The 12,636-nt window shown below is 69.9% G+C and carries 13 protein-coding genes and 1 riboswitch; of the genes, 7 read left to right on the top strand and 6 right to left on the bottom strand.

The genetic code is table 11. From position 1 onward, the window contains the following. Window positions 1-204: 204 nt before the first annotated feature. Both ACH4DX_RS28335 and ACH4DX_RS28330 read left to right on the top strand, forming a co-directional pair. A complete protein-coding gene (locus ACH4DX_RS28335) occupies window positions 205-1,530 on the top strand; it encodes a metallophosphoesterase (protein ID WP_398157228.1) in 1,326 nt (441 codons plus the stop codon). 193 nt (window positions 1,531-1,723) lie between these two features. Further along, window positions 1,724-2,611 carry a hypothetical protein gene (locus tag ACH4DX_RS28330; RefSeq protein ID WP_398157227.1) on the top strand — a complete coding sequence of 296 codons (888 nt, stop codon included), beginning with the start codon at window positions 1,724-1,726 and terminating at the stop codon, window positions 2,609-2,611. A gap of 252 nt (window positions 2,612-2,863) precedes the next feature. Here ACH4DX_RS28330 and thiC read toward each other — a convergent pair whose 3' ends face one another. Next, the gene (gene thiC, locus ACH4DX_RS28325) at window positions 2,864-4,651 is read right to left on the bottom strand and encodes a phosphomethylpyrimidine synthase ThiC (protein ID WP_398119356.1); all 1,788 of its coding nucleotides are present in this window, start codon (window positions 4,649-4,651) and stop codon (window positions 2,864-2,866) included. After that, a riboswitch (TPP riboswitch) is annotated at window positions 4,644-4,798 on the bottom strand. Its footprint overlaps the gene before it by 8 nt. Window positions 4,799-4,869: 71 nt before the next feature. Between thiC and ACH4DX_RS28320 the strand changes: the two genes are divergently transcribed. Then, on the top strand, window positions 4,870-6,273 hold the full coding sequence (locus ACH4DX_RS28320; RefSeq protein ID WP_398157226.1) for a YibE/F family protein: 1,404 nt from the start codon (window positions 4,870-4,872) through the stop codon (window positions 6,271-6,273). A 120-nt stretch (window positions 6,274-6,393) separates the two neighbouring features. On the opposite strand, the gene ACH4DX_RS28315 is transcribed toward ACH4DX_RS28320, so the two are convergent. From ACH4DX_RS28315 to ACH4DX_RS28300, 4 genes are all read right to left on the bottom strand, one after another. Beyond that, the gene (locus tag ACH4DX_RS28315; protein ID WP_398119359.1) at window positions 6,394-6,828 is read right to left on the bottom strand and encodes an SsgA family sporulation/cell division regulator; all 435 of its coding nucleotides are present in this window, start codon (window positions 6,826-6,828) and stop codon (window positions 6,394-6,396) included. 101 nt (window positions 6,829-6,929) lie between these two features. Continuing rightward, window positions 6,930-7,655, bottom strand: a complete 726-nt coding sequence (locus ACH4DX_RS28310; protein WP_398157282.1) for an IclR family transcriptional regulator — start codon at window positions 7,653-7,655, stop codon at window positions 6,930-6,932. 495 nt (window positions 7,656-8,150) lie between these two features. Beyond that, window positions 8,151-8,366 (bottom strand): DUF5326 family protein, encoded by a 216-nt coding sequence (locus ACH4DX_RS28305; protein ID WP_398119361.1) that lies wholly within the window; start codon window positions 8,364-8,366, stop codon window positions 8,151-8,153. Between the two features lie 296 nt (window positions 8,367-8,662). Beyond that, window positions 8,663-8,980 (bottom strand): cupin domain-containing protein, encoded by a 318-nt coding sequence (locus ACH4DX_RS28300; RefSeq protein ID WP_398157225.1) that lies wholly within the window; start codon window positions 8,978-8,980, stop codon window positions 8,663-8,665. Window positions 8,981-9,050: 70 nt separating this feature from the next. Between ACH4DX_RS28300 and ACH4DX_RS28295 the strand changes: the two genes are divergently transcribed. Then, window positions 9,051-9,431, top strand: a complete 381-nt coding sequence (locus tag ACH4DX_RS28295) for a phage holin family protein (protein ID WP_030559739.1) — start codon at window positions 9,051-9,053, stop codon at window positions 9,429-9,431. Window positions 9,432-9,446: 15 nt separating this feature from the next. Here the strand turns inward: ACH4DX_RS28295 and ACH4DX_RS28290 are convergent, their stop codons facing one another. Continuing rightward, window positions 9,447-9,653, bottom strand: a complete 207-nt coding sequence (locus tag ACH4DX_RS28290; RefSeq protein ID WP_398157224.1) for a hypothetical protein — start codon at window positions 9,651-9,653, stop codon at window positions 9,447-9,449. Here ACH4DX_RS28290 and ACH4DX_RS28285 point away from each other — a divergent pair. From ACH4DX_RS28285 to ACH4DX_RS28275, 3 genes are all read left to right on the top strand, one after another. Further along, window positions 9,652-10,092 carry a low molecular weight protein-tyrosine-phosphatase gene (locus tag ACH4DX_RS28285; protein ID WP_398157223.1) on the top strand — a complete coding sequence of 147 codons (441 nt, stop codon included), beginning with the start codon at window positions 9,652-9,654 and terminating at the stop codon, window positions 10,090-10,092. The genes ACH4DX_RS28290 and ACH4DX_RS28285 overlap by 2 nt on opposite strands. 179 nt (window positions 10,093-10,271) lie before the next feature. Further along, window positions 10,272-11,429: a cystathionine gamma-lyase gene (locus tag ACH4DX_RS28280; RefSeq protein ID WP_398157222.1), complete on the top strand. Its 1,158-nt coding sequence runs from the start codon at window positions 10,272-10,274 to the stop codon at window positions 11,427-11,429. A 262-nt stretch (window positions 11,430-11,691) separates the two neighbouring features. Then, the gene (locus ACH4DX_RS28275; RefSeq protein WP_398157221.1) at window positions 11,692-12,597 is read left to right on the top strand and encodes a LysR family transcriptional regulator; all 906 of its coding nucleotides are present in this window, start codon (window positions 11,692-11,694) and stop codon (window positions 12,595-12,597) included. Window positions 12,598-12,636: the final 39 nt, after the last annotated feature.

The raw sequence follows: 12,636 nt of genomic DNA, 5'->3' as shown, positions 1-12,636 counted from the left end.
CGCCACCTGCGGAAAAGCAGGGGGAAACCTCGGGCCAATTCGGGAGAAAAGCGCAGTGAACCGGTTCCCCGCACCGATTCACCACCCCTGGTGCACCACACAGCGACAGCCGCATTCCTATGATGGGCGGACGACACCGCGGGCCGCTGCGACCAGGCAGTCCGATCCCGGTGCAGATGCGGCGCGATGGTGGTGGAGGGGTCGATGACTCAGGGGGCCGGTCAGGGACCCGAGGTGCGGACGGCGACGCTGCGTGACTTCCGCGTGCCCGCGTACGTCTATGAAGGCGTCCGTGAGACCGACCTGCCCGCCGCGCAGGAGCAGGGCGGTGCGCCTGGGGCCGACCCCGACCGAGGGTTCGCGCCTGATCAGGGGTTCGCGCCCGAGCAGGGCCTCGCGCAGGTTCCGCCCGCGGAGGGGCTCGGGCAGGGGCCGGTTCCGCCCGCGCAGGTTACGCCCGCGCAGGCTCAGCAGGCCCCCGTACAGCCCCAGCAGGCGTCCGTGCCGCAGCATGCGCCCGTACAGGACCGGCAGGCCCCCGTACAGCCCCAGGCCGAGACGCAGGCCACCGCGCACCCCGGATCCGCCGGTGAGGTCCCGGAGGGCTACACGCCCACCGAGCGCGACCTTCCGGTGATCAACCGCGGTGACACCCTGGTCGAGGTGCGGGAGATGCCGGAGCCGCCGCCCGCCCCGGAAGGCGACGGCCTGGGTCCGCTGTACGTCGTCGGTGACGTGCACGGCTACCTGGACGAGCTGCTCGCCGCCCTCGCGGCCGAGGGCCTCATCGACGCCGACGGCACCTGGTCCGCCGGCAACACGCGCCTGTGGTTCCTCGGCGACTTCACCGACCGCGGCCCCGACGGCATCGGCGTCATCGACCTCGTGATGCGGCTCTCCGCGGAGGCCGCCGCCGCGGGCGGCTACTGCAAGGCGCTCATGGGCAACCACGAGCTGCTGCTCATCGGCGCCAAGAAGTTCGGGGACACCCCGGTCAACTCCGGCGCGGGCACCGCCACGTTCCAGGCCGCCTGGCTCCTCAACGGCGGCCAGCGGGCCGACATGGAGCGCCTGGAGGACCACCACCTGCAATGGATGGCCCGCCTCGACGCCATCGAGGAGGAGGACGGGCACCTGCTCGTGCACTCCGACACGACCGCCTACCTCGACTACGGTGACTCGATCGAAGAGGTCAACGACACCATCCGCGAGGCGCTCACACGCAACGACGCGGACGAGTACTGGGACCTGTTCCGCAAGTTCACCAAGCGCTTCGCCTTCCGCGACGACTCGGGCCCCACCGCCGTACGCGAACTCCTCGACGTGTACGGCGGCAGCCGCATCGTCCACGGCCACAGCCCCATCCCCTACCTCCTCGGCGAGGTCGGCTCCGAGTACGACGGGGACGACGACGGGCGCCCGGTCATCGAGGGCCCGCACGTCTACGCGGACGGCCTGGCCATCGCCATGGACGGCGGCGTGACCATGGCCGGAAAGCTACTGGTCTGCCAACTTCCACTGGGGAACTGAACGTTCATCCCGAACGTTCACGGGGCACGTGCCTCCATACAGGATCACGCTGGCCAGAGGGCCAATTCTTGATAACCCCTGTCACCGCGTGCCGTCACCGCTCTACCATCGCCTTATCCGTAGCAGGCTCCCCTCCGTTTCTGCCCGACGGCTCGTAACCATGCGAGCCCCAAGCCCTACGGAGCATCGGGGGATGCACATGAACAGCGCTCCACACCTGCTCAATGAGGACCGCCCCCAGTACGAGCGGGTCCTCGATGAGGCGCTGCGCACCGCACCGAACCGCCCGGAGCTGGCCGCGGTGGGCCAGCGACTCAATCCCGAGCAGCTGCGCACCATGGCTCTCAGCGCCACCGCACTGATCACGGCTGCCGCCGCGACCGAGTACCACCACTATGTGAAGGCCCGCGAGGAACTGCGCGACCCCGGGCCCTCATCCGCGACAACGATGCGTGAAAGGAGCGGATCCGGATCCGACTCGCCCGAGTCCGGCTCCGGCGGTATAGGCCTCGCCACCACCATGGGCGAGGTCACCGAAACCGCGGGCGCCGGTCTGGTCGCCGTGGTCGCGGTGCTCGCGCCCGTCCTCGCCGGGGCGGCCGCCGCGATCTTCCTGCTCGTCGGCTACATCCTGAAGATGCTCGACCCCGAGCCCGCCTTCGCGGACACCCTGCTCACCGCCGGGTGGCTGTTCGGCGCGCTCACGGCGGGCGCCATCCTGGTCGCCGCGGTCGGTCTGCTCCTCACCGCCCTGCGCAACGGCTCCACCTCTCTTCAGGCAGGCTCGCACCATGAGCGGGACGAGGCGGTGGAGCGGGCCAGGGAAGCCTGGTGCCGGGCGCTTCTCGAGCGGGGCATCCTGCCCTTCCTGCGCGAGGCGCTCGCGGACCCGGACGCCACGGCGGCGCCCACGCCCCGCACGCCGTCCGCGGGACCTGCCGGGCGCATGCCGCAACTGGGCTACCACAGGCCGGGCTTCAGCAGCCCGGACGGCGGCTCGACCACCGGAACGCGTCCGAGCTACACCAGTCCGGACTTCTCGAGCCCGGACTACGGCGGTCCCGAGCACCGGCCGGACTGACCGGGAGCAGGTTCGTCCGGCCGCCGGACGAGCAGGTTCGTCCGGCCGCCGGACCGACCGGACGCCTGTCCGTCGGACCAGGCGAGCTCGGCACGTACCGCGGGAGAGGCGACGGGAAGATTGGCACCCTTGCGCAGGGAACTGGCAGTCATGCGGCCAGTCTGCCCAGCCCCGCGCCGCGGGGGTACCCGTGCTGTGGGGGTAACCGTGCTGTGGGGGTAACCGTGCTGTGGGGGTAATCGTGCTGTGGGCTCAGTCGGCCAACGGCAGATAGACCCGGTTCCCCGCCGCCGCGAACTCCTCGGACTTCTGCTGCATGCCCTCCTCGATCTCCGTCTGCGTGGTGCCGTGCTCACGCCGGATGTCCTGCGAGATCTTCATCGAGCAGAACTTCGGCCCGCACATCGAGCAGAAGTGCGCCGTCTTCGCCGGCTCGGCGGGCAGCGTCTCGTCGTGGAACTCCCGTGCCGTGACCGGGTCGAGGGCAAGGTTGAACTGGTCCTCCCACCGGAACTCGAAGCGGGCGTCCGAGAGCGCGTCGTCCCAGTCCTGCGCCCCCGGGTGCCCCTTGGCGAGGTCCGCCGCATGCGCCGCGATCTTGTACGTGATGACGCCGGTCTTCACGTCGTCGCGGTTGGGCAGGCCGAGGTGCTCCTTCGGCGTGACGTAGCAGAGCATCGCCGTGCCCCACCAGCCGATCATCGCGGCGCCGATGCCGGAGGTGATGTGGTCGTAGGCGGGAGCGATGTCCGTGGTCAGCGGGCCCAGCGTGTAGAACGGCGCCTCCTCGCAGATCTCCTGCTGGAGGTCGATGTTCTCCTTGATCTTGTGCATCGGGACGTGACCGGGGCCCTCGATCATCGTCTGTACGTGATGACGCTTGGCGATCCGGTTGAGTTCCCCGAGCGTGCGCAACTCCGCGAACTGCGCCTCGTCGTTGGCGTCCGCGATCGACCCGGGCCGGAGTCCGTCGCCGAGCGAGTACGTCACGTCGTACGCGGCGAGGATCTCGCACAGCTCCTCGAAGTGCTCGTAGAGGAAGCTCTCCTTGTGGTGCGCCAGGCACCAGGCCGCCATGATCGAACCACCGCGCGAGACGATACCGGTCTTGCGGTTCGCGGTGAGCGGCACGAACGGAAGGCGCACGCCCGCGTGCACCGTCATATAGTCCACGCCCTGCTCGGCCTGCTCGATGACCGTGTCCTTGTAGATCTCCCAGCTGAGCTCCTCGGCCCGGCCGTCGACCTTCTCCAAGGCCTGGTACAGCGGCACCGTGCCGATCGGCACGGGGGAGTTGCGCAGGACCCACTCGCGGGTCGTGTGGATGTTCCGGCCGGTGGACAGGTCCATGACCGTGTCGGCACCCCACTGCGTGGCCCACGTCATCTTGTCCACCTCCTCCTCGATGGAGGACGTGACCGCGGAGTTGCCGATGTTGGCGTTGACCTTCACCAGGAACTTCTTGCCGATGATCATCGGCTCGATCTCCGGGTGGTTCACGTTCGCGGGAAGCACCGCCCGGCCCGCGGCGATCTCGTCCCGCACCACCTCGGGCGCCATGCTCTCCCGGATGGCCACGTACTCCATCTCGGGCGTGATCTCCCCCCGCCGCGCGTACGCGAGCTGCGTCACGGCCTGCCCGTCGCGACTCCGGCGCGGCTGGCGCGGGCGGCCGGGGAACACCGCGTCGAGGTTCTTCAGGCCTCCGCGGGGCGAGGTGTGCTTGATGCCGTCGTCCTCGGGGCGGACCGGACGGCCCGCGTACTCCTCCGTGTCACCGCGGGCGATGATCCAGTTCTCCCGGAGCGGTGCGAGGCCCCGGCGGACGTCGGTGTCGATATCGGGGTCGGTGTACGGCCCCGAGGTGTCGTACAGCGTCACGGCCTTGCCGTTGGTGAGGTGCACCTGGCGGACCGGCACCCGCAGATCCGTGCGCGAGCCCTCCGGGCCCGCCACATACGCCTTGTGCCAGCCGTTGGACTTCCCGCCCCCGGCACCCTCGGTGCTGGAGGCAGGCGTGCGTGCGTCCGATGTGGTCATGAGACCTACTCCCTACGCCGGCATTACCCGGTAACAGGTTCGGCGGTCGACGCAGCCGTTTCCGTACGGTCCGAACCGGTATCTGCCCGTTCGTACGGAGGTCAGCGCCCTCTCAGCCCGGTGCTCCGAGCTCCCGCGATTGCAAAGGTGCCTCCACGCTAGCGTCCCATCGGGCGCGGTGAACAGAGGGCCCCCACCGTTCTTGCGATGATCGGGCCGTGACGACGACACCTACGCCCACCGGGCCCCCCACCCCGGAGCCGCACGGCCACAGCCACAGTCATGGCCCCGCAGCCCCCGTGTCCCAGCACCTGCGCAAGGTCATCGCCGCCGTCCTCATCCCCTTCGCCGCAGCGGTCCTCGTCGGCCTGGTGGTGCTGTGGCCGGGCGGCGCGCCCGCCCACGAACGCACCGGCGTCGGCTTCGACCGGCAGACCCAGTCGGCCACCGTGACCAAGCTGGACAAGCTCCCCTGCAAGGACCTCAACCCTTCGCAGACCCCGCCGGGCGGCGACACCTCCACCGCCGAGGGGCAGTCCGCCGAGGCCCGCACCCAGGGCACCTGCGGCCGCGCCACGATCAAGGTCACCAGCGGACCCGACAAGGGCCGCACCTTCACGGAGATCGTCCAGCCCGACGCCCCCCGGCAACTGCGCAAGGGCCAGGACCTGGTGGTCGCCTACGAGCCCAAGGCCCCCAAGGACCTGCAATACTCGGTCACCGATGTGAACCGCAAGGTCCCCATGGCCCTGCTCGCCGGCATCTTCGCCCTCGCGGTCGTCGCCGTGGGCCGCTTGCGGGGTGTCATGGCCCTGGTCGCCCTCGCGGTGAGCTTCCTGGTCCTGACCTTCTTCATCCTCCCGGCGATCCTCCAGGGCTCGAACCCGCTCGTCGTCGCCGTGGTCGGGGCGAGCGCCATCATGCTGTGCGCGCTCTACATGTGCCACGGCCTGACCGCGCGCACATCCGTCGCGGTGCTCGGCACCCTGGTCTCCCTCCTGCTCATCGGCCTGCTCGGCTCCCTGTTCATCGGCTGGGCCTCCCTCACCGGCAACACGGACGACAACACCGGCCTGATCCACGGCCTGTACCCCGACATCGACATGAGCGGCCTGCTGCTCGCCGGTGTCATCATCGGCTCCCTGGGCGTGCTCGATGACGTCACCGTCACCCAGACCTCCGCGGTCTGGGAGCTCCATCAGGCCAACCCGACGATGGGCCGCCGCGGTCTGTACCGCGCGGGCATCCGCATCGGCCGCGACCACATCGCCTCCGTCGTGAACACCCTCGTCCTCGCCTACGCGGGCGCCGCGCTGCCCCTCCTGCTGCTGTTCTCCATCGCCCAGAGCAGTGTCGGCACCGTCGCCAACAGCGAACTCGTGGCCGAGGAGATCGTCCGCACCCTCATCGGGTCCATCGGTCTCGTCGCCTCCGTTCCCGTCACCACCGCGCTCGCGGCCCTGGTCGTCTCCGCCGACCGCCCCGGCCCCACCACCCCCTCGTTGTCCGCCCCCACGCCCCCGTCGCCGACCCCGCCCGGAACCACGCCCCCCGCCTCCCCGGGCCGCCCGGCACCTCGTCGCCCCTCCTTGGCAGGCAAGGGCCGCCGCCGCAAGACGTGAGCCCTTGGTCCCAGTCCCGGCCCCGGCCCCTGCTCCAGCACCGGCGTCGACCCCGGCACGGCCCAAGTGCCATGAAATGCCCTGGTCCGCCACCTGCCAGGGTTCGTTGAGGACGCCGAGTCAGCCAGCGCTCTGCTCCGCGAGGATCCGGTCCAGGGCCTCGTCGAGATGCGTCTCGAAGTCGACCAGCGACCGCTCCTGCCCCAGCGGCACCAGCTTGTCCGTCCGGTCGAGAAAGGCGAGCAACGGCGGAATGCCCACCTTGAACAGGGCCTGGTCATGCCCCACTTGCAGCCGGATCAACGCCTCGTCCAACGGGTCGGGGCCCGTCGGCGAGATGCGCACATCCCCGTCCCCGCACGCCCTGCCCACCCCGTCCGCCAGCAACTCCCGCCCGAACGCCCAGGTCACCGGGACGTCTCCGGGGAGGTGGAAGGTCAGCCGCACGGCATAGGGATCGCACGTCTCGTAGCGCAGCTCCACCGGGATACGGAACGACAGCTCCTCCGACACAAGGAAGCTCATCATGACCTCTGCCTGGACCGACTCTCGCATCGCCGTCTACCCCGTCAGTAGCTTTGAGGTGGCAGGAACCAACTCCCTGACACTCTTGGCATCTTGCTTAACGTGCACACCAGATCACAAGGAGTGAGTTTTCAGATGCTGATAGAGAAGGCGAGTGTCCGTAGTAGCTTTCCGGTCTCTTCCTGCAACAGGCGCGTCGCCGGTTTCAGCCGGTAGGCCTGCGAGGACGGCACGGAGATGGCCATCGTGCCCGCGGTCGTGCCCACCGTGACCGGGATCGCGGCGCACACCGTCCCCAGCGCGTACTCCTGTTGCTCCACCACCGGAGTCATCCGCCCCAGCGCGTCCAGTCGGCGCAGCAACGTCCGATCGTCACGCACCGTGTTCGGCGTGAGCGAGCGCACCGGGTGGCGGTCCAGGTGGTTCCGTCGCTCCCCGTCGTCGAGTTGAGCGAGCAGACACTGCCCGATCGCGTGGGCGTGACCCGTCTCCCGGAAGTCGGCCCACTCCTCTACCGCAGGTGCGCCCGCGGTGTCGGCCACGGACACGACTTCGATCTCACCGTCCCGGTAGATCGCGAAGTAGACGGGCACCCCGATGAGCTCGCACCAGTGCGCCAGGGTCTCTGCGATCACGGCGCGACGCTTCTGCTCCGCCGCTCCGGCACTGAGCCGCTCGGTCGCGGCACCGAGCACGAACACCCCCTTCTCCCTTCGCAGATAACCCTCGTGGTTCAGCGTCCGCAGCAGGTGGTACGCCGTCGGCAGTGCGAGGCCGGCCTCGCGGGCCAACTGCTTCGCCGGCGCCCCGTTCGGGTGCGTGGCGGCTGCCTCCAGGAGCCGCATCGCACGCTGCACGGAGCCGATGAGGGTGGGGCCGACACCCTCGGGCGCTGTGGTGGTGTCGGATCCGTTGCTACGGGGCCACGGAACGCGCTTGCTGTTCGGCGGAGTTGACGTGTCGTCGCCGCTCGAAGGTGCGTCACCTGCGCGTTCGCTCGGCTGGGTGTCACGGGGTGCGTCGTCAACCGCGGCCATGGGTCACTCCCGGAGCACATGGGGGTCCACCTCCGCCCGGAGGCATGAGAGTGGCGCAGTGGGCCCGCCTGCGGGGGTGAGCCCGCGTCGGTTTTCGGACTCTAACCCCTGGCCCCCGGCGTGGGGCGCCGTGGCGGAAAACTTCCCCCTGGGGAGGGACTCGGCGTTCGCCCTCTCACCAGGCGCTGCGTCGTCGTCCGTCGCCTGTTGCTCGCCAGGCGTCGCTGCGGCTCGCTCGGCGCGTGCTCACCGCTCTTGAACTCGCTGCTCGTGAGCTCGCTGCTCCGGTGCTCCGGTGCTCCGGTGCTCCGGTGCTCACCAGTCGCCGCGTGACGAGGATGAGCTGGATATGAACTTCCGTACCACGTAGACGACTCCGCCGACCAGGGCCACGAAGAGCAGCAGCTTGAAGAGCAGGCCGAAGACGAAGCCGATGACGCTCGCTATCAGGCTGCCGAAGACGACCAGGGCGATGACCGGCACCGCGATCCACTTCACCCACCACGGCATACCCGTGAAGATCTCTCGCATTGCCCTTGCCTTACCTTTCTCCGCAGCTTCCGGGAAATCCGCTCATGTGCAGATTTCCCACTTCATGCATTCGATGCTAGGACGGAAAAGGCCAGTTCGGGGCGGCGTGAGCCCTTGTCCTCCCCTGACTCTCCCCCTAGGGAACCCCTAGACCTGGCCCCCTAGACCTGAGTCCCAACACCTGGGTCCCGATACCTGAGTCCCTATACCTGGCCACCCGGGCGGGGTGCTCGGGGAGGGCCTGAGTGCTCGCGAGGGCTGGCACCGTCCGGGCCCGTCCCGGTCCCGTCCCGGCCTCACCGCTCCGGCGGCGAGAAAACGACCAGAACCCGCAGGTCCTCGCTGATGTGGTGGAACTTGTGCGGCGCCCCGGCCGGTACGTACACGACACTGCCGCGCGCTACCTCCGTCGTCTCCATCCCGACCGTGATCGAAGCACGGCCGCTGACGACCATGTACACCTCGTCCTGCCCGTGCGGCTGCTGCGGGTCGTTCTCGCCCGCATTCAGCGCGTAGAGCCCGACCGACATGTTCCGCTCACGGAGAAATTGCAGATACGCGCCGTCGTTCGCGGCCCGCTCCGCTTCCAGCTCGTCCAGTCGGAAAGCCTTCATCGCTCTGTCTGCCCCTTGCCCCGGGTCGTGCACCGACCTCTGTTGACCTTCGTCTGCCACGATCAGACACATGAAGAATTTCGTAGTCAAGACGCTCGCCAACGCGGTGGCCCTGGCCGTCGCGGTGTGGCTGCTCGACAAGATCACGCTCACCGGTGACAGCACGGGCAAGAAGACCCTCACGCTGCTCGCGGTCGCCCTGCTGTTCGGCTTGGTGAACTTCCTGGTCAAGCCGATCGTGCAGGTCCTGACCTTCCCCTTGTTCATCCTGACGCTCGGCCTGATCACACTGGTGGTCAACGCCCTGATGCTGCTCCTCACCTCGTGGCTCGCCGACAAACTGGACGTCAGCTTCCACGTGGAGGGGTTCTGGACCGCCGTACTGGGTGGCCTGATCATCTCGATCGTGTCCTGGGCACTGAACGTCGCGCTCCCCGACCACAAGGACTGACCCGCACGCCATGCCTCATTCCTCCTCCGTGCCACCCACACCGTCCGGAACATCCGCATTACCCGGAACCTCCGCCTTGTCCAGAACATCCGCCTCGACCGGAACTCCCGTATCGTCCGGCACCCCCGGACCGTCCGGGACACCCGTGCCGCCCGGAACCTCCGTTCCCGAGGCTTTCGCCGTCTGCTTCGTGTGCACCGGCAACATCTGCCGCTCGCCCATGGCCGCGTCGGTGTTCCGCGCGCGGGTGCGTGACGCGGGCCTCGACGGGGTCGTCGTGGTGGACAGCGCGGGCACCGACGGCTGGCACGAGGGGGACGGTGCCGACCCGCGTACCGTCGCCGTCCTGGACTCCGCCGGGTTCGAGACCGAGCACGTGGCCCGCCAGTTCCAGGCGGACTGGTTCGCCCGGCTCGACCTGGTGATCGCCCTCGACCGGGGCCACCAGCGCTCCCTGCGCCGCCTGGCGTCGACCCCGGAGGACGCCGACAAGGTCCGTCTGCTGCGTTCGTACGACGCGTCGGCAGGCGGTGACCTGGACGTTCCCGACCCCTACTACGGCGAGGTCGACGGGTTCGAGGAGTGCCTGACAATGGTGGAAGCGGCGAGCGAAGGCCTGCTCGAAGCGGTACGGGACGCGGTGGAAGGACGAGCGGCATGACGGACGGGGAGCGGATACCAGACCCGGCACCGGCACCGGCACCGGCACGGGAGCACACGCCCGGCGTCGCGGACGCTGCCCACGCCGCGCGGGGCCGTGAAGACACCGGGAAAATTTGGAACACCGGGGGCACCAGGGGTGCTAGGGACAGCGGAGGCCCCGGAGACAGCACCCGCGCCGTGCGTGCCGGGCTGCCCGACCCCGCGCAGTACGAGCCGACCCTGCCGGGCCCGGTGTTCGCGGCCCACTTCCACCTCTCCGGCGAGCCCACCGGCCCCTACACGTACGGCCGCGACTCCAACCCGACCTGGACCCGTCTGGAGCGTGCCATCGGGGAACTGGAGTCCCCGGAACCGCCCGGCGGGCACGGCACCCCCCACGGTGACGCCCGGGAGGGCGCGGCCGGGGAGAGCGCTCCCGCCGCGGAGACACTCGTTTTCGCGTCCGGCATGGCGGCGATCTCCGCGGTGCTCTTCTCCCAGCTCCGCGCCGGCGACGCCGTAGTCCTGCCGGACGACGGCTACCAGGCGCTGCCGCTCGTGCGGGAGCAGCTCATCGCGTACGGCATCGAGGTCCGTACCGCGCCCACCGGCGGCGACGCGCAGCTCGACGTCCTCGACGGCGCCCGTCTCCTGTGGATCGAGACCCCGTCCAACCCGGGCCTCGACGTCTGTGACGTGCGTCGCCTGGCCGACGCCGCCCACGCGCGCGGTGCCCTTGTCGCCGTCGACAACACCCTCGCCACCCCGCTCGGCCAGCGCCCCCTCGACCTCGGCGCCGACTTCTCCGTGGCCAGTGGCACCAAGCAGCTCACCGGACACGGCGACATCCTGCTCGGGTACGTGACCGGCCGCGACGCCGAGCTGATGGCCACCGTACGGCGCTGGCGCAAGATCGTCGGGGCGATTCCGGGCCCCATGGAGGCCTGGCTGGCCCACCGCTCCCTCGCCACGCTCCCCTTGCGCGTCGACCGGCAGAACGCGAACGCCCTGGCCCTTGCCGAGGCGCTGCGGACGCGGGCCGAGGTGACCGGCCTGCGCTATCCGGGGCTGCCCGACGACCCCTCGTACGAGATCGCGCAGAAGCAGATGCGGCGCTTCGGGTGCGTGGTGTCGTTCGAACTGCCCTCGCGCGCGCGTGCCGAGCGTTTCCTCGCGGCGCTGCGGCTCGTGGACGACGCGACGAGCTTCGGTGGCGTACGCTCCACCGCCGAGCGGCGCGGTCGGTGGGGCGGGGACGCCGTAGCGGAGAGCTTCATCCGCTTCTCCGCGGGGGCGGAAGACCCCGAGGACCTCGTAGCGGACGTGCTGCGGGCCCTGGACGAGTCGAAGAACTGAGCCCGGTCCGATCGCGGCGGCCTCGCGGCCGCCGGGACGCAGGGGACGACGTGGCGGGCCCCGAGGGGAGCCGCCTACGTACAACGGACGGCCCGAACCTCCCCCCTCGTGGCTCGGGCCGCCCCGGTTCTGCGCGCGAAGAACCGCGCGAACAAGGCTAGTTGACTCTGTGTCAGTGTCCAATCACAGTAGCGACAGCAACCTATCGACAAATTTATAGTTGCGCGGTGCGCGGGGGCTGACTGGAGAGGACGGCTGCACCATGGATCTGGCCCTGCTGCGCACCTTCGTGACCGTCCACCGGGCCGGGTCCTTCACGCGCGCGGCAGCTCTCCTCGGGCTCTCCCAGCCCGCGGTGACCTCCCAGATCCGCGCCTTGGAGCGGCAGCTGGGCCGACCGCTGTTCCTGCGCCAGGCTCGCGGCGTGACCCCCACGACCATGGGCGACGAGCTCGCCCACAAGGCCGCCCCACACCTCGACGCCCTCGTCGAGATCACCGAGGAGGGGCTCCACGAGGACTCCTCGGACCGTACGCTGCACCTCGCCGGACCACCGGAGTTCACCGCGGGGCGCGCCCTTCCGGCCCTCACCGCGCTCACGGGCGACGACGGCCACGGGTTCGCCCTGCGTGCCTCATTCGGCAACGCGGAGGAGGTCCTGGAGGGTCTTGCCGCCGGCCATCACGACCTGGCCCTCACCACCGCCCGGCCGCGCGGCGCGTTGCTCACCGCGACCCCTCTGTGCGACGAGGAGCATGTGCTCGTCGCCTCCCCGCGCTGGGCCGCCCGCATCGGCCCCGGCAAGCTGCGCCGCAAGGGTGCCGGGGCCGTGGAGAAGCTGCCGGTGGTCGAGGTCCACGAGTCACTGCCGCTCGTGTCGCGCTACTGGGCCGCCGTCTTCGACTCCCGGCCTGCCGCCTCGGGTGCCGTGATCGTGCCGGATCTGCGGGCGGTGCTGGCCTGTGTCACCACCGGCGCCGGGCTCGCCGTACTGCCCCGCTATTTGTGCGCCGACGCCCTGGAACGCGGAGACGTCGTGGCCCTGCTCGACCCGGCGGTTCCACCACTGCGTACGTACTTCCTGGTCGTCCGCACCGGCACACTCGCGATGCCGCACATTGCGCGGGCGCACGAGTGGCTGCGGCACGCTGCGAGCGACTGGACCTGAGGCGGCCTCCACCCGGCTCACGATGTTTCACGTGGAACA

It is taken from the genome of Streptomyces sp. NPDC017940, assembly GCF_044328435.1.
Lineage (GTDB): Bacteria > Actinomycetota > Actinomycetes > Streptomycetales > Streptomycetaceae > Streptomyces.
Note: the sequence above shows the minus strand (reverse complement) of the source record. Positions and strands in the feature narration are given on the sequence as shown.